The organism is Streptomyces sp. NBC_00234, from assembly GCF_036195325.1.
Taxonomy (GTDB): domain Bacteria; phylum Actinomycetota; class Actinomycetes; order Streptomycetales; family Streptomycetaceae; genus Streptomyces.
In genome coordinates this window covers 7,976,670-7,993,047 of the sequence record NZ_CP108101.1, presented here as the reverse complement: position 1 = coordinate 7,993,047, position 16,378 = coordinate 7,976,670, and the positions used below count along the sequence as shown (strand labels likewise).

General features: G+C 69.8%; 17 protein-coding genes. 7 read left to right on the top strand and 10 right to left on the bottom strand.

Features of this window, described 5'->3' with window-relative positions; genetic code table 11:
• Nucleotides 1-18 precede the first annotated feature (18 nt).
• Nucleotides 19-2,124: a HelD family protein gene (locus OG230_RS34995; protein ID WP_328907795.1), complete on the bottom strand. Its 2,106-nt coding sequence runs from the start codon at nucleotides 2,122-2,124 to the stop codon at nucleotides 19-21.
• A gap of 156 nt (nucleotides 2,125-2,280) precedes the next feature.
• Entirely contained in the window at nucleotides 2,281-2,649 is a 369-nt protein-coding gene (locus OG230_RS34990; RefSeq protein ID WP_328907794.1) for a hypothetical protein, read from the bottom strand.
• Between the two features lie 239 nt (nucleotides 2,650-2,888).
• Here OG230_RS34990 and OG230_RS34985 point away from each other — a divergent pair, with 239 nt between their 5' ends.
• The 5 genes from OG230_RS34985 to OG230_RS34965 all read left to right on the top strand — a co-directional run bounded on the left by OG230_RS34985 (nucleotide 2,889) and on the right by OG230_RS34965 (nucleotide 6,509).
• Nucleotides 2,889-3,962 (top strand): protein kinase family protein, encoded by a 1,074-nt coding sequence (locus tag OG230_RS34985; RefSeq protein ID WP_328907793.1) that lies wholly within the window; start codon nucleotides 2,889-2,891, stop codon nucleotides 3,960-3,962.
• Between the two features lie 191 nt (nucleotides 3,963-4,153).
• On the top strand, nucleotides 4,154-4,693 hold the full coding sequence (locus tag OG230_RS34980) for a YcxB family protein (protein ID WP_328907792.1): 540 nt from the start codon (nucleotides 4,154-4,156) through the stop codon (nucleotides 4,691-4,693).
• Nucleotides 4,694-4,734: 41 nt separating this feature from the next.
• The gene (locus tag OG230_RS34975) at nucleotides 4,735-5,298 is read left to right on the top strand and encodes a YcxB family protein (RefSeq protein WP_328907791.1); all 564 of its coding nucleotides are present in this window, start codon (nucleotides 4,735-4,737) and stop codon (nucleotides 5,296-5,298) included.
• Between the two features lie 151 nt (nucleotides 5,299-5,449).
• A complete protein-coding gene (locus tag OG230_RS34970; protein WP_328907790.1) occupies nucleotides 5,450-5,917 on the top strand; it encodes an SMI1/KNR4 family protein in 468 nt (155 codons plus the stop codon).
• A 238-nt stretch (nucleotides 5,918-6,155) separates the two neighbouring features.
• Nucleotides 6,156-6,509, top strand: coding sequence for a DUF4333 domain-containing protein (locus OG230_RS34965; protein ID WP_328907789.1), 354 nt, complete (start codon nucleotides 6,156-6,158; stop codon nucleotides 6,507-6,509).
• Between the two features lie 27 nt (nucleotides 6,510-6,536).
• On the opposite strand, the gene OG230_RS34960 is transcribed toward OG230_RS34965, so the two are convergent.
• Entirely contained in the window at nucleotides 6,537-7,085 is a 549-nt protein-coding gene (locus tag OG230_RS34960) for a DoxX family protein (protein WP_328907788.1), read from the bottom strand.
• 656 nt (nucleotides 7,086-7,741) lie between these two features.
• Here OG230_RS34960 and OG230_RS34955 point away from each other — a divergent pair.
• Entirely contained in the window at nucleotides 7,742-8,353 is a 612-nt protein-coding gene (locus OG230_RS34955) for an alpha/beta hydrolase (protein WP_328907787.1), read from the top strand.
• 259 nt (nucleotides 8,354-8,612) lie between these two features.
• On the opposite strand, the gene OG230_RS34950 is transcribed toward OG230_RS34955, so the two are convergent.
• From OG230_RS34950 to OG230_RS34920, 7 genes are all read right to left on the bottom strand, one after another.
• Entirely contained in the window at nucleotides 8,613-8,783 is a 171-nt protein-coding gene (locus OG230_RS34950) for a hydrophobic protein (RefSeq protein WP_328907786.1), read from the bottom strand.
• A gap of 287 nt (nucleotides 8,784-9,070) precedes the next feature.
• Nucleotides 9,071-10,051, bottom strand: a complete 981-nt coding sequence (locus OG230_RS34945; protein WP_328911624.1) for an alpha/beta fold hydrolase — start codon at nucleotides 10,049-10,051, stop codon at nucleotides 9,071-9,073.
• A gap of 175 nt (nucleotides 10,052-10,226) precedes the next feature.
• Nucleotides 10,227-11,738: a hypothetical protein gene (locus OG230_RS34940; RefSeq protein WP_328907785.1), complete on the bottom strand. Its 1,512-nt coding sequence runs from the start codon at nucleotides 11,736-11,738 to the stop codon at nucleotides 10,227-10,229.
• A 113-nt stretch (nucleotides 11,739-11,851) separates the two neighbouring features.
• Nucleotides 11,852-12,583, bottom strand: coding sequence for an alpha/beta fold hydrolase (locus OG230_RS34935; protein WP_328907784.1), 732 nt, complete (start codon nucleotides 12,581-12,583; stop codon nucleotides 11,852-11,854).
• A gap of 5 nt (nucleotides 12,584-12,588) precedes the next feature.
• Nucleotides 12,589-13,389 (bottom strand): hypothetical protein, encoded by an 801-nt coding sequence (locus tag OG230_RS34930; protein WP_328907783.1) that lies wholly within the window; start codon nucleotides 13,387-13,389, stop codon nucleotides 12,589-12,591.
• 73 nt (nucleotides 13,390-13,462) lie between these two features.
• Nucleotides 13,463-14,119: a response regulator transcription factor gene (locus OG230_RS34925; protein WP_328907782.1), complete on the bottom strand. Its 657-nt coding sequence runs from the start codon at nucleotides 14,117-14,119 to the stop codon at nucleotides 13,463-13,465.
• Entirely contained in the window at nucleotides 14,116-15,306 is a 1,191-nt protein-coding gene (locus OG230_RS34920; RefSeq protein ID WP_328907781.1) for a sensor histidine kinase, read from the bottom strand. The genes OG230_RS34925 and OG230_RS34920 overlap by 4 nt, the downstream gene beginning before the upstream one ends.
• A 171-nt stretch (nucleotides 15,307-15,477) precedes the next feature.
• Between OG230_RS34920 and OG230_RS34915 the strand changes: the two genes are divergently transcribed.
• A complete protein-coding gene (locus tag OG230_RS34915) occupies nucleotides 15,478-16,332 on the top strand; it encodes a hypothetical protein (protein WP_328907780.1) in 855 nt (284 codons plus the stop codon).
• Nucleotides 16,333-16,378 lie beyond the last annotated feature (46 nt).

Sequence of the window (16,378 nt, the reverse complement as noted above, 5' to 3'; positions counted from 1 at the left end):
CGTTTGGATCAGGCCGGATCAGGGAGCGAGGTCCGGTGCGTGCAGCTGCAAGGCCGCCTCGCGCGGTCCGCCCAGGGGCAGGAGCGCGCTGGGCAGCGGCCTGGAGTGCACGATGTGCAATCGGGAGACGGCCCGGGTGAGCGCCACGTACAAGAGGTTCAGCCCGCGGGGCTCGGCCTGGACGATGGCAGCGGGCTCGGCCACGACGACGTGGTCGTACTCCAGGCCCTTGGCCGCGGAGGCAGGCACCACGGTGACGCGCGCCCCCAGGGTCTCCGGCCCGGCCGCGGTGATGCCCGCTGCGACGAGCGCGCCGTACAGCCCCGGCGCATCGACGTCGCTCGCGATGACGCCGATGGAACCCTCGTGCTCCAGCGCGGTGTTCACGGCCGCGAGGGTCGCTGCCACCGTGTCGTCGGCCGCCGAGATGCTCGCCTCGCCGTCGCGGCGCAGGGACCGGGACGGGGGGACGTCGACATCGAGGTGGTCCAACAGGCGGTTGGCGAGTTCGGCGACCGCGCCGGGGACACGGAACCCGGTCGTGAGCGGGGTGACGACGGCTTGCGGTTTGCCCATGTGGGCGAGGAGTTGGGGCCATTCACGCGCGGCCCACGGGGTGGTGCCCTGAGCGAGGTCACCGAGGACGGTGAGGGAGCCGGAGGGCGAGCGCCGAGCGATGACGCGGCCCTGCATGGGGGAAAGGTCCTGCGCTTCGTCGATCACGATGTGCCCGTAGCCGGCGGGGCGCTCGATCAGGCCGCTGATTTCGTCGAGGAGTACGAGATCGGCCGCTGACCAGCGAGCCGATTTGTGGGTGCGCGGTGGCCTGGCCCAGAGAAGGGCCTTCTGCTCGCCCGGGTCGAGAATGCCTTCGGCCGCGGCAGCCAGGAGGTCCGGGTGGCTGAGCAGATCCGTGAGGATCTCCTCCGCTCGCACGGCGGGCCAGACGGCGTTGATCCGACTGGTCAGCGGGCGGGCCCGGGACACCTTCTGGACCCAGAGGTTGGTGCGCGGGCCGGCACGGTGCTCGGCCTGTCGCTGGATCCGGCGGACGATGCGCGCACGGACTCGGTCGCGCCCGACCGCGTACGGGGGCTCCTCGGCACGGACGTCCCGGACGGTCTGTTCCAGTTCGTGGGCGGAGACGCGCCAGCGGTACGACCCCTCCGCCAGCGCGATGGAATCCGCCAGCTCGGGGCGCACGCGTGCGTACAGCGCGCGGCGCAGGACCTCCGCCATGCGGACGTCGTGCTTGACGGCGGCCGCGTGGTCGCTGTCGTACGCCGTGACCGGGTGGCGGGCGATCTCGTCGTCGAGGGTGGACTGCCGCACGCTGGTCTCGCCGAGGGCGGGCAGCACTTCGGAGATGTAGGCGAGGAAGGTGCGGTTGGGGCCGAGGATCAGCATGCCGCCGCGCTGGATGCGCTGCGGGTAGGTGTAGAGGAGGTACGCGGCCCGGTGCAGCCCGACCGCCGTCTTGCCGGTGCCCGGGGCGCCCTGGACGCAGAAGGTGGTGGCGAGGTCCTCCCGTACGAGGTGGTCCTGTTCGGGCTGAATCGTGGCGGCGATATCGCGCATGGGCCCGATGCGGGGGCGCTCGACCTCGACGGCCACGATGCTGCTCTCCCGGGTCTCGCCCGCGCCGAGGTGCTCGTCCTCGAGGCTGGTCAGATCGGCGGAATCGCCCCGGCTCGCGTGCGACCAGCCGAAGCGGCGCCGGACCGCGACACCTTGCGGGTCACGGGGACTTGCCTGGTAGAAGGCCCGGGCGACGGGAGCACGCCAGTCGACGACGAGCGGCGGCGCCGACGGATGGGTGGTGATGCGCAGACGCCCGATGTGGTACTGCTGGCCGGCGTGGTCGCCGGCCGCCCCGGTGGCCTCGGTGAAGTCGAGGCGCCCGAAGAACAACGGCCCTTCGGGCAGCTCCCGGAACACCTTGGCCTTGGTCCGCAACTGGTAGCCGAGCACTTCGGCGTCGGCACCGGACGCGGACACGTCCTCACCGACGACCACCTGTTCCTGCGCACCTTCGATCATGGCGTCGAGCGCTGTGCGGCAGGCGTCGTGGTAGGAGCGTTCCCGGTCGAGGGCGTTGCTGAGTACGGAGTCGGAGCGTGGCATCCCCACACAATAATGCAACCCGGTCACTGTTTTAACTCGATTGCACCACCGTTCGACGGACACTCCCCGATTCCGCTCTCTGCGCGTTCGACGGAGAGCGCTCGGCAACCGTCGCCGGGCGGGCTCCTGCAGTGCCGGGCCCGCGCGCGCCCCAGGTCAGGTCGTCGGCGCCGGGCTCGGCCACGGCCTCCAGGGAAGGGCATCACGCCAACCGGGGCGTCCACGGGCCCAGTCCTGGAGGATCTTGGCCACAGGCTCCAGGCCGAGAATCTCGTGGCCCCGCTCCGCCTCGGCCTGGAAGTGCTTCTCCGGGCCCCCTTCTCTGTATTCCAGCTGATAGCTCAGATCGTCATTGAGGTAGACCTGCATGTAGTGCTGATCGGCAGGTTCCAGATCGAGGCGCAGGACGACGACGAAGCGCCAGCTCAGGCTCATGTCGGCCAGCAGGTCGTGCAACCGGTCGTCGGACGGGTCGTCCCAGACGGTCTCATCCGCCTCGATCGCACGCAGTATCGGTGATGCCATGCCGCGAGCGTACCGACCTGCCGAGTCACCGGGCGCCCCAGGGAGGTCACCTCAAAGAAGCGCCCCATGGGTACGGGCGATGCAAGGGCCCGGGCCGAGCGCACGGTGATCGCAGTGGGTACAGGTACTCATCACGGGACCCAGGTTCCGAACGACGATGGGGCCGCACAACGTCGCCACGGGAGCACCGATGAACGCTCGCACACGTCGTTCACAGATGGAGCGCAGAGGAGTCGTATATGCACCTTCCCGACCCGGGACATGCCGCGCGCCTGGCCTCTTATGGACCCGTAGCCACCTCTCTGTCGCTGCTCAGCGACCGCCGGCTCGGCCAGGCCGTGGCCGCCGCCACCCCGCTCGGCTCGGGCATCGGTGGCAGGTCGGCGGAAATGAACGTTGCGGGAAGGCGGGTCTTCGTCAAGCGAGTGCCCTTGACCGACATCGAGCTACGGCCGGAGAACGTACGGTCGACAGCCAACCTCTTCGGGCTGCCGATGTTCTACCAGTACGGGGTGGGATCGGCCGGGTTCGGCGCCTGGCGTGAACTGGCCGTGCACACGATGACCACTCATTGGGTTCTCGGGAACGAGTACGAGGGATTCCCGTTGATGTACCACTGGCGCGTGCTGCCCGACTCACCTCCCGATGGCTTCGCCGACGAGTTCGGGGGTGTCGACGGCGCAGTCGCGCACTGGGAAGGTTCGCCGGCCGTGCGCAAGCGACTGGAGGCCATCGGCCGGGCTTCGTCCAGCCTCGTGCTCTTCCTGGAACACGTGCCGCAGACCCTCGGCGCATGGTTGGCGGATCACCGAGATGACGCGGTGTCGGAGGACAGCGACGGCTCGCCCTACCCCCGCGTGGAAGAGGCCCTGGCGCGCGGGACCGCCTTCATGAGCTCGCACGGGCTCGTCCACTTCGACGCCCACTTCGCCAACATCCTCACCGACGGCCGACTCCTCTATTTCGCGGACTTCGGACTTGCCCTCAGCTCCGACTTCGAACTTGCGGCGGACGAGACCGAGTTCCTCTCGGCTCATCTCACGTACGACCATCACTACACCGCAGGCCACCTGCTCCACCACCATCTGCTCGGCGGCTTGCGGGGAGGGAGGGAGCACGATGCGTTCCTGCGCGAATGGATCGCGGGCCGCCACCACGATGGTGTTCCGGCTACGAGCGCTGCGCTCATCGAAAGGCACGCACGGCCGGCCCTGATTCTCTACGACTTCCACCGTCGTCTGCTCACGCAGAGCAAACGGACGCCGTTCCCGTCCGCTCAGCTCGACCGGCCGCCCTCACGACCCGCTTCGTGACGTTCTACAACGCCCGATGCACATGGCGCGATCAGGTGCACCGTGGTGCGAAAGGCCGGTCGGCCAGGCGAGTCCACTCCTGCGGTTGAACTCGCGGTGTCGTGGGGGCGGCCGGCCCTCGACCTGGGCTGAGACCTGCTCCCCCGCTACGATCACGGCTAGTCAGCGAGCACAGCACCTGGGGAGGGGCCGTGACAGAGCGGTCGAGGGTGGCGGCGGGCGCCGTCGTCGAGTTGAGATACGCACTGGGGAAGCCGGACTGGTCCGACACGTTCCGCGCACGTGGGCGGGTACGGGGGGTCAAGGGCCGGCTGCAAGGACTGCTTCTGCCGGTCCTCTTCGCGGTGATGGTGTGGCTGCTCGCCGAGAGTGCCCCGGCCGCGGGAATGGCCTTCCTCGGCAGCATGCTCGGCCTGGTCGTCAGGACGGGCGTCCTGGCCGCGCGGCATGCCAGGATGAGCGCCCCGCTGGGGCCCTGGACCGTGACCGTCGCCGACTCCGACGACGGAGTGCGGTTCATGGGCACGGACATGGAGACGCACCGGGGCTGGCGGAGCCTGGGCGGGTACGTGGAGACCGCCGCCGGATTCGTCCTGCTGACGCCTCGGCCGTACCTGCTCGTCGTGCACTATCTGCCGAAGCGCGCCATGGGCAGGGACGACACCGACCGGCTGCGCGGCATTCTCGAGCGCCACCTGCCCCGCTACGGCGGTCGTCCGCCCCGTCATTGAGGTTCGGTAAGATCCGCGGATCTTCGTACCGGGGAGGGGTCATGGCCGAGGGCCGCAGCACCGAAGGCACCAACAGCGCGGCAACGTCCGACGATGTCGTGGACGACCACACCACGGTCCAACTGCTGTACCGACCGCAGACCGCCGACACACTGGTCGGGCTTCGGGTCCGCGAGCGGATCAAGCGGACCGGACTGGTACTGCGGGGCGCGTTCCTCGCCCTGTGGGTAGGGCACTGGCTGCTCTCCGCCGTGGGCCGCGGGAGTATCGACGTGGTCTCGACGGTCCTGTTCCTGGTCGTCGTCCTCGTGGTGTGGGGGTACCCGCGGCTCCAGGCCGCCCATGTACAGCGGATCATCGGATGGCAGGGCGAGTACCGCACCACCGTGTCTCCGGCCGGAATCTCCTGCAGCAGCGACCACAGCACGCTGATCCAGAAGTGGTCCGTCTTCCGGGGCTACCGGGAAACGGCACATCACTTCGTCCTGCTCAGCCGGGACCCCAACATCATGTCCCTCGATGTCCTGCCCAAGCGGGGCGTGCAGGAGGCCGGGGCCCTCGACCGGCTGCGGGCCATCCTGGACCAGCACACCTCCCGCGCGTGACGAACGTGAACGGCACCGCAGGTTCACCCCCGTAGGCATTCCACCGGGTCTCGAAGCGATGCCGGCTCGGCCGTAGGATGCTCGTGTGGCGCGATTCGACGAGGTCAGGGCGACCTTCTGGGGGGACGGGCTCTACGGAGTCCAGCCGCCGTTGACCGACGCGGCCGCCCAGGACGCCGAGGTTCGGCTGGGTGTCCTTCTGCCGTCTTCGTTGCTGGAGATCCTGCGCGGCCGGAACGGCGGCCCGGTGGCGGATCGCTGGGACGCGTTTCCGATCGATGTGCCGACGTCGTGGAGCGAGGACCATGTTCCGCTCGACATGATGATGGGCATCGGCAACGACGACGATCACTTGTCGTTGTTGGACACGGCCTATCTGGTGGAGGAGTGGAACCTGCCGTCCCCCCTCGTCCTGCTTTCCGGAGACGGGCATTACTGGATCGCGCTCGACTACCGGGTCTGCGGCCGACAGGGTGAGCCGTCGGTGACGTGGTTCGACACCGAAAGCCACTCGGAGCTCAGCCTGGCTGCGGACTTCAGAACGTTCGTGGAGGGCCTCACTGCCGCCGAGGCGTTCGACGTCGACGGCCCGGACGCGGATTCACCTGCCGGAGAATGACGGCAACTCGCGGGGCGCCCCGGCAGACTGCGGATGTGGGCATGTGACAGGGCTCGGGAGCGCGCGTTCACGGCCCCTTGTGCAGGCTGACGCCGACGAGGACGCGAACCGCGCGGGGAGGACGTCTGCGACGAGGAGGCCGACGCGGTAGACCGCGGCGGTCCTCTGCGCACGCCTGATACATAGGCAGTACGCTTCCGGCGCCTTCTTATTTTGATCACCCGGAATGGAGCCCACCATGACCATAGCCCGCTTGTCCGCAGCAACTTGGAGCCTCTCTGCCGTAGCCGCCGGCGTGCTGCTCGTCGGCTGCTCGGGCTCCGTCAGCGTGGGAAGCTCCGAGCCGAAACTTTCCAAGGACAAGCTGGCCATCACAGTCGCCGAAAAGCTCGCCTCCACAACGGGCCAGCCGACGCCGGACGTCGCCTGCCCCGAGGACCTCGTCGGGAAGGTCGGCCACACCACCCGTTGCACGCTCACAGCGGGCGACGGCAGCACCGTCGGCGTGTCGGTCACCGTTTCATCTGTCGACGGAGACCGGATCAACTTCGACATCAAGGCCGACGACAAGGCTTCCCCGGCTGCGAACTGAGAGCTGAGCGGGGGGCAACAACCCAATTCAGTTGCGGATGAGCAGGACGAGGCCGGCGGTCACCGCGCCAAGCATCACGGCCGCGACACCGTACGCCAGGCGGTGCGCACGCAGCCACGGCAGGAAGCGGTCCACGGCGATCCGGCCGGGTCCGGTGAGCGCCAGCGCGGCGCCGGCTGCTGCCAGCAGGACCTCGTACTCGACACCCTCGGGCGCGAAGAATCCGCCACCCCACTTGACCGCTATGGCATTGACCAAGGTGCCGAACACAGCCGCGCCTGCGAGCGGGGTGAGCAGGCCGAGGACAAGACCGAGCCCGCCGAGCATCTCGCTCAGCCCGGCGATCAGCGCCATCGTCTCGCCGGAGGGGTAGCCGCTCATCTCGAAGAACTGGCCGGTTCCCGCGATGCCGCCGCCGTCGAACCACCCGAAGAGCTTCTGCGCACCGTGCGCGGCGACAGTCAGGCCGAGGACGATCCGCAGCAGGAGCATGCCTCCGTCGTAGGCGCGGAGCGAAGGGGTGGCGGGCTGGGCGGCGCTGGACGGCAGGCTATCGGTGTGAAGCGTGGCAGACATGGGGCGCTGGCCTCTCGGTCGCGGGCGAAGACATGTTTGAAAGTTCAAGCAGGAACGTAACAGGTTGCGTGAAAGTTCAACAAGTCCGTGATCGGACCCTGCGGCGTGAGCCTGCTGTGACCAGCGAGCACCGAGGGAGGCGGGTGAACACGACGACACAGAGTGAGTGCCGAGCCGTAACAGCTGACGGGGCAGGGAGGTTTGTTACCGTCGAGATATCTCACCCATCAACTATTTCGGTGGAACGATGCGCATCGCGACCATCGGGGCCGGAACCGTGGGCGCCGCCCTGAGCGCCGTCGGCGCCGGGCAACGCAGTCAGCGCGGTGACGGAAGAGCTCGCAAGGCCACAGTCGGCCGCACCCGCTCAACCGCACCTACACCGGCCTCGACATCGAGGAAGCCGCCGCAGCGCAGACTCCGGCATGCCGGTGAGGAATGCGTTCAACACGCCCTCGCCTGTCGTCTCGGATCTCCCACCGAAGGTGACCTGCGCTCCACAACGGCTGGGTCTGGCAGACAGGCTGGGCGCTGTCGGCCCGACCTGCTGATGAGAGGACGGAAATCATGAGGAGAACAGAGAGCGTGACGAGGACAGAAGACCGGAACATCATCGCCCTGATGCCTTTCCCCGGCATCACCGAGGGAGACATCTCGTGAGCTCGTTCGATGCCCCTGTCGTAGTGACGCGGGGAGACGCGGAAAGCCCGTTGGTCGTGCTGCTGCATGGTCGTGGTTCGCACGAAGGCGAGATCATCGGGCTGGCGGAGGACCTTCCCGGCTCGTTGTCGTACGCGGCCGTACGGGCGCCGATCGCCGAGAGCGGAGGGTTCGCCTGGTTCGCCAACCGAGGCATCGGGCGTCCCGTTCCGCAATCGCTCCGCGCCACCATGGACTGGTTCAGGGAATGGCTGGACGACGTGGCCCCGCCCGGCCGCCCGGTCTTCCTCGTCGGGTTCAGCGGCGGAGCCGCCTTCGCGGGCGGTCTGCTGCTGGACGACCCCTCGCGGTACGCCGGCGTGGCGATCCTCTACGGCACGTTGCCCTTCGAGGCAGGGGTGCCGACCGACATCGCACGGCTGGCCGGGGTGCCGGTCTTCGTCGCCCACGGTACGTACGACCACGTCATCCCCCGTGAACTGCTCGACAGGACCTGGCATTACCTGACTGCCGAGTCGGGGGCAGCCACCAGCGCACGGCTCGACCCGGTCGGCCACAGCATCGCCCCCGACGCGCTGCACGCGCTCGCGGCCTGGCTCGAAGAGTGAGAAGCCCCCGACGGTTCGGCGTACGTCCGTAACTCCCGCGTTTCGGCTGGATGCGGGGAGACCGAGTGCTGCGCCACGGGTCGCGGACCCGAACCATTGCCTTTGGGAGCGGGTTTCCTGATCTCAACACCCTCCCGAAATCCTCTCGCGCCTCCAACTCCCCCTCAGGGAAATCCCTTTACGGGAAAGCAGAAATCCGGGGTGGCCCCGACCGAATGGTCGGGGCCCACCCCGGATAAGCGAAAGGTGCTTCTGCTGCCTACCAGCGATACCAGCGGCCACGACGGCCACCGGTCCCGGCGGAACGCATGACGAAACCGAGCAGCCATGCGGCCAGCACGATGAACGCCACGATCCACAGTGCCTTCAGCGCGAAACCGGCACCGAAGAGAACCACAGCGAGCAGGAGAACGAGAAGCAGGGGAACCATAGTTATCAACCTCCAGAACAGCGTGTGCCCTGCCCGCCCCTTGTCATGCATCCGAATGGATGGGTTTCTTTCTCAGAAATAGGGGCATACGTCGCCCCTCATCGGCCGCGGCCTGCCGATCGAATTCACGTATCAAGCCCGCACCGGCGACATCCTGGAACAGGATTACCGACAACGAAATTGCTGCGGTCGGGGACGGGAGCATTCGGTGAGATTCGTTCACCGGAGTGCGCGGAAAAGGGCTCTTCATGCCCCCTCACGCCCTCGCACGGCCGCCGGCCAACACCTCAGGCGGGCAGGGAAGCGAGCCAGTCCGTCAGGAGCCGGTTGATCTCCGCAGGGCGCTCCTGCTGGAGCCAGTGGCCGCAGCCGTCGAGGATGTGAGAGGCCGTCAAGCCGGGCAGGGTGGTGGGGTACGCGTCGATGGCGTCGGCCATCCAGGTGGTGGAGGCGTCCAGGCCACCGCCGATGAACAGGGACGGCTGGGTGAGGGGGGCGCCGTCGAAGTCCGCGAGATCCTCCCAGTCACGGTCCATGTTCCGGTAGCGGCCCAGCGCCCCGCTCATGCCGGTCCGCTCGAACTCGCCGGCGTAGAAATCGAGGTCGTCCTCGCTGAGCCAGTCAGGCCGTGACCCGGTGGGAAAGCGGTCGCGCAGCGTCCCGCCGCGGGCGACGAAGTGCGGGTCGGGTGCGTCGGCGCCCGGCATGGTCTGTCCGTCCAGGGCGGCGTAGAACCCTGCGAGCCAGCCGCGTACGTCGGGCTCGATCTCGGCCTCGGCACGTCCGGGCTCCTGGAAGTAGGAAACGTAGAACTCCTCGGCCCCGCCCATCCGCGCGAAGACCTCGCTGGGCCTCGGACCGCCGCGCGGGGCGTACGGAACACTGAGGAGCCCCACCGCGCGGAAGACGTCCGGCCTGACCAGGGCGGAGTTCGCGGCGATGGTCGCCCCCCAGTCGTGGCCGACGATCACCGCGGACTCCTCGCCCAGGGCGCGGACTGCCGCGGCGTTGTCCTCGACCAGCTCCAGCATGCGGTAGGCGGCGGGATCGGCGGGCTTGGAGGAGCGACCGTAGCCACGGACGTCGATGGCCGCCGCGCGGTACCCGGCGGCTGCCAGGATCGGCAGCTGTCGGCGCCAGGAGTACCAGGATTCGGGGAATCCGTGCACGAGCAGGACGAGAGGTCCGGTGCCCTGCTCCACCACGTGGATACGGCCTGCCGGCCCGGGAATCAACCGGTGGGTGACGTCTGCGACCTGCTGCGACATGAGTTCTCCGATGCTCTCGATGTGCCGGGCGCCCGAGGCTGGTGTCCTGATCATGCGAGAGGAGGCTCGGCTGCCACGAGTCTTGTTGCCGGTTCGGCAAGTCGGCGCCGGGGACCAGCAGAACGGGTGGCCCCGCCCCGCCGAGTGGCTCAGCCGGCGGGCCGCACGGGCGCGGTCACGGCACCAGGTCCGAGAGCACGGTGAGGCGGAGCGAGGGATTGGCGGCCGCGGCTTCCACCACGTGCCAGTCGGTGTCGGTCAGCAGTTCCACTATGGTCGCCGGCGGGAGCGCCGGGTGGCCTGCTGCCAGGGGCCTCGCCTGTCGGTCGGCGAGGCATGCGCGCAGGGCCGGAGCCGTCGCGCGGCGGTGCCGGGCGACCTCACGCAACGCCTTGTGCACCACTGGTTCGTGCCGGGTCAGGTCCTCCAGCAGCGCAGGCGTCGCCTCGGGGTTGGTCGCCACCTTGGCGACGACCCGGACACCGTGCCGGTCGACCATGGCGCGCAGGTGGGCGTCCGAAAGGCCCGGGTGCCCAGCGATGGACTTGACCACCTTCGCGTCGGGGTCCTGGGCCAGCCTGTCGCGGATCCCGGGAGGCAGTTCGCGTCGCCGGGCGAGGAGCATGCGGGCCGACGGGTTCGGTGAGTGGGCCAGCTCCTCGACCTCCGCGGGTGTGGCGGCGGCGATCCTCGGCAGCAGGGTGGCGCCGACCCTGGTGGTGGCGGCGAGGCGGGTCAGCACGTCGAGCGGCACGTGCGGGTGGTGTGCCAGGCTGCGCCGCACCTCGTGGTCAGGATCGTCGGCCAGCGTACGGATCAGCGCCTCGTCGACCGCCGGATTCCCGGCGAGGTCGGCCCGTACGCCGGAGTGGGGATCGGTGGCAAGCCGTCGGCACACCTCCGGGGGCAGGTCGGGGCGCGCGGCAAGCGCCCAGCGCAACGACAGTGACGGATGGTCGGCGAAACCGGTGACGGCTTCGGTGGGTGTCGCCGGGTTCCCCAGTGCGGCGTGCCGGATGTCGTGCAGGGTGGACGCGTGGGAGCCGTCGCAGGAAGCGCCGGGCATCAGATCGCAGTCGAGCCGCGGGCACTCGGGGTCGTGCACGAACGGGGTCGCCTCGCGGTCGCAGACCAGGCAGTGCTGCGCGGGAGGCAGTCCCTCGCCCGTGAGCAGCGCCGCCAACACGGCTGGAGGGGTGGCCTCGTTGAGCGCCACGGCGCGGCGCACCTCCGCGTGCGGGTGCCGCGCGAGTACGGCGGCCCTGTGCGGCGTGGTCCACAACGCGAGCTCCGCGACGACGCGTACGTCGGCGTCCGCGGCGAGAGTGTCCACCACGTCCGCGGGAAGTTCCGGGCAGGCGGCCAGCTTCTCCCTGTGCTCATGAGACGGGTCGGCAGCAAGGATCCGCGCCCACTCCGGGCTGCCGGCCCGCGCGTCGAGCAGGGCGAGAGCGGCGAGGGGCTGCGCGACGGGATCGATGTCGGCTGCGGTCAGATGGCCGCCGTGGGCAAGGCGAACAGCACTCCCGGCGACGCGCGAGGCCAAGGAGACCGCCTGGGCGTGGCTGAGGTCCGCTCGGCCGGCGAGGACGTGGCCCAGATCGGCATCCGCGACGGCGATCAGACGGTCGACCAGGTCGGACGGCAGGGCCTCGTTGGCGGCGAGTCCGAACAGGACGTGATTCACAGGGGGCATACTGCCCGAGTCCCGAGCGGGATTCCCACAGGTTTTGGCGGGGAGCGCGTGGGGGTTCGAAGCTGTGCCGTCGGTGCCGCGTCAGGGAACGTGATCACGAGCGCTCAGCTGCGCAGCGGGAGCTGCCGGGCGAAGCGGCGGACCGCGTCGGTGAAGGCATCCGGATCGTCGAAGTTCGCGAGATGCCGCGCCCGCGGGATCAGTTCGACGCGGGCCTGCGGGTGCGCGCGGGCGAAGTCCTGCTCTCCTGACCGGAAAAGGCTGTCCTTCTCGCCGTTCAGGATGAGCACGGGCGCCGCCACATGACGCATCGCATCCGCGTCGAAGCGGCCCAGGATCTCGTCCCAGGCGTCCGGCAGAGTGTGGAACGCGTATCCGGAGCGGATGGTGGCATCCACCACTTCGGGAGCATAGAGGCGGCGCAGCAACCGGTCGTTCCACCGGGACAGACGGTCGGCCGGCAGGTGCGGGACGAGCCGGGCAACCCACCGATACGGGGTTGCCCACGGACCGCAGGTCGAGGCGCTGGCTCCGGCAAGAACCAGTCCGCGCAGCAGTTCCGGGGAGCGCCGGGCGAACTCGAGCGAGGCGTATCCCCCGAGCGAGTGTCCGACGACGAGGGCCGGCCCACGGTCGAGCGACTCCACGGCCGTGGCGATGGTCTCCGTCGCCGCGTCCAGACTCCAGGGTTCTGCGGCGCGGGCACCATGGCCCGGCAGGTCCACGGCTGCAACTCGGAACTCCCCCTGGAGTGACGCGAGTTGTTTACTCCACTGTCCCGCGCTGAACCGTGTTCCATGGACGAACACGATGGGCGGTGCATCGGCTGCGGTCATGAGGATCAGGGAGCCCACGGCAGACGTACGGCCTCGATCTCGGTGTCGCCCAGAAGGGCATCGATGAGCGCGGTGGGGCCTGCCACCTTGGTGGCCCACAGGTCGTAGTCGGTACACGTGACCCACGAGCGGTTCTCGGCCCAGAGGTTGGACGGGCTGAAGTCCGCATCGGGAACGTCGTACAGGATCCGGGCGTCACCGAGGCGGCCGGCCCGGACGTGCCGGCTGTCGAAGTCGGTGGCGCCGAGCATCAACGGGTTGTAGTAGCCCAGGCAGCGGGTGGCCGTTCCCGCAGGGCTGTACCGGACGAGAAGCCCGATCAGGCGGTCCCAGGTCTCCCGGTCCAGGCTGCCCTCCGTCGGCGGGCGGATGCCGAGCGGCCAGCTGTTGCCCTTCTTGGCCGACGGGAAACAGCGGTAGGAAGGCAGCGACCCCTCGGGCACCAGCGGATCGCCGGTTCGTCGAGCCAACTCGGCCCAGCGCAGGCGCCGCCAGCCGGGGCCGGGGTGCTCGGCGCGACCGAGCGCCCCGCCGCTCGCGATCCCCACTCCTGTGAGGTCGATGCCGCCCACCCTCTCGGGCGCGACGCTTCCGTCCGCCACGCGGGCCCGGTGGTACGCGTCGTACGACAGGCCGGACGGGCCCTGCTCGTGCTCGTACATGGCGTTGAGCACCCAGGCCGCGTCGGGTAGGGGCGGCGGCATGAACCCTGTGATGCCGTCGCCCGCCAGCTCCTGCAGCCAGTCGGTCGCGCTGCTCGGAGCGAGGGGCCAGCGCGTGGTCACCAGGGAGGGAATCTCGGACACCGGTTCATGGTCCCACCCGGCCTGCGGGGACCATGCATCCGCCCCGCCCCACACCCGGCGCGGCCCTCTGTCGTCACCGGGACGGTGTCACCAGCCCCGTCTCGTAGGCGAGGATGACGAGTTGCACCCGGTCGCGGGCGTCGAGTTTCGACAGCAGGCGTGCCACGTGCGCCTTGGCCGTCGACACGCTGATGCAGAGCTGGGCGGCGATCTCGCTGTTGGACAGGCCGCGGCCGATGAGCGTCAGTACCTCGCGCTCCCGCTCCGTGACGCCCTCGACCGCACGCGACCGGGGAGCCGGTTCGGGGCGTGCGGCGAACTCCTCGATGAGACGGCGGGTGACGCTCGGAGCGATGAGGGCGTCTCCGGCGGCGACCACGCGGACTGCTGCGAGGATGTCGTCCAGGTCCATGTTCTTGACGAGGAACCCGCTCGCGCCGGAACGCAGCGCCGCGTACACGGAGTCGTCGTCGTCGAACGTGGTGAGGATCAGCACGCGTGTCGTCGTGGCCTCGCCGGCGATGATCCGGGTGGCCTCGATGCCGTCCATACCGGGCATCCGGATATCCATCAGCACCACGTCGGGGTGGACGTCCCTGACCAGCTGGTGTGCCTCGGCGCCGTTCGCGGCCTCTCCGACGACGCGGATGTCGTCGGTGTCGGCCATCAGCACACGCAGGCCGGAACGTACCAGCGGCTGGTCGTCTGCGAGCAGGACGCGGATCGTCATGACAGAGGTGCTCCTTCGGGCAGGGGAAGCCGCGCCGTCACACGGAATCCCCCTTCGGGGAGCGGTCCGGCGGTGAACCGGCCGCGCAGCAGGGCGACTCGCTCGCGCATTCCGACCACGCCGTAGCCGGTGCCGCGAGCGGGTCCGGAGGCGAGGCCGCCACGCCCGCGGTCCTCGACCTCGACGGACAGTTCGTCGAGCCGGTAGTCGACGGCGACGTGGCAGTCGGCGGTTCCGGCATGCCGGACGACGTTGGTGAGCGATTCCTGAATGATCCGGTAGGCGGCGAGTTCGATGTCGGCGGGCAGTGTGCGTCGTTCTCCGCGCCACCGCAGGTCGACCCGGATGCCGGTGCCCCTCGCCGACTCGACCAGTCGCTCGATGCCGTCCCGGTCCAGGCCCGGCGTCGGCTCGCGCGGTGCGGCGTCCGGTGCACGGCCCGAATCCGCTCGGCGCAGCGCGCCCAGCGTCCGCCCGAGGCCGGCCAGGGTCTCCTGGCTGGTGGCCTCGATGGCGGCGAGCGCCTTGCGTGCCTCGTCCGGCTGCGTGTCGATGACGCGTCTGCCCACTCCGGCCTGGATGGCGACGACGCCGATGCTGTGCGCGATCATGTCGTGCAGTTCACGTGCGATCCGGAGCCGTTCCGCGGTGACGGCCTGGGCGGTGGCCTGGGCGTGCAGCGCCTCCGTGTGCACCCGGCGCTCGCGCGTCGCGTCACCGGCCGTCCAGGCGGCGGCGAGGGCGACGACGAGGAACGCCAGGGTCTCCACGTGAGGACCCGTCCACGCCCGGTGGTCGAGCGCGATCACCACTTGGGTGCCAAGGGCCATGGCCACGGCGGTGAGTGAGGTCCTGCGCGGGCGGGTCGCCGCGACGTAGCCGACGGCGAGGTCGCCGACGAGCACCTGGAGAAGGCCGAGCTCCGTCATGCTCCGCGCCGCCGACCCGGCCAGACCACCGGCCAGCAGCACCGCCAGAGCCGGCAGGGGTCTGTGCCGCAGCCGGCCGGCGAAGTATGCCGTGAGCGCGACCGCTGCCAGGAGCAGGGGAACGGAGAAGCCCTCTCGGCTGCCCCGCATGGTCACGTACAGGATCCAGGGGAACGCGATGGCTCCGCACCAGGTCAGGGTCACTTCCGCAATGCGCAGCGCACTCTTCGGCAGCGGTGGACGTGGCATGACGGGCATGGCCCGATCGTAGGTGCCGGGGTCCGGCGGGGGTATGGGCCTGGGGGCGTACGTCTCCGGGCTACAGGAACGCCCCGACGTCGCCTTCGGCCGTGCGACCGACCGGATCAGGCCCGTCGAGCGATCGAGGTCGAACGACGGCAGTTTGACGACACGACCTAGGCTCGGCCCATGCTGCCTGCCGAGACCGACGCTGCCCCCTTCCGTGTCCCGGCCGAGTTCGTCCGGTACGCGGTGGCGCTGGAGCCGGCGGAACTCGCCTGGGGATACGTGAACGGCCGGCTGGACGACCAGGACACCCTCCGCCTCGCCTTTCTGCGCCGGTGCGATCTCCGGGAGCGCGCCGGAGCATTCACCCGGTTCGAGGGCCTGGAACCGGGCGCGCCGGAGCTCGACGTGCTGTGCCACCGGCTTGCCGACAGTCGGGCCGAGGCTCACCGCATCTGGGACCATCTCGTGTTGAGCTGGGCCTGTTCCCGCCCCGACGAGGAACGCGACCGGCTCCTCGGGACAGTCGGGGAGCCCGGCACCGCGCGGGTCGGACGCCGCTCCCCCGACGACGCGCTGCTCCGGCGGGCTGCCGGTCGGGACGAGTTCCTCGTCGGCCGCGCTGCCTCCGGACAGGGCATGAACTGGCAGAACAGCTCGGCCCTGTTGGGAACCGATCGGCCGGAAGAGGTCGACGCGGCCTTCGACCGGGGGGAGGATCTGGTCGGCGTGGCGGTCATCGGTCTCGCGCTCAATCATCCCGAGGCGACGGCGATCCTGCCCAGGGTCGCCCGGGCACTGGAGTCGGCGGACGCCGAGCTGCGCCACCAGGGCCGCGTCGCACTCGCCCACGTCGCCCGGCTGCACCGCACCGTGGATCGGCGCTGCCTGGAACTCCTGCGATCCCAGCCCCGGGGCAACGAGGCCGACGACGACCTCTGGTCCTACGTACCGCACCGTCGGCTGCCGATGTGGCTGTGGCGTCACCATCTCGCCGAACGGCTGATGTGGCAGCTGCGCGACCGGTGGCGTGCCTGAAGGCGGAGGACTCACCGGAAAATGGGAGGCCGGGACGCCGGGAGCT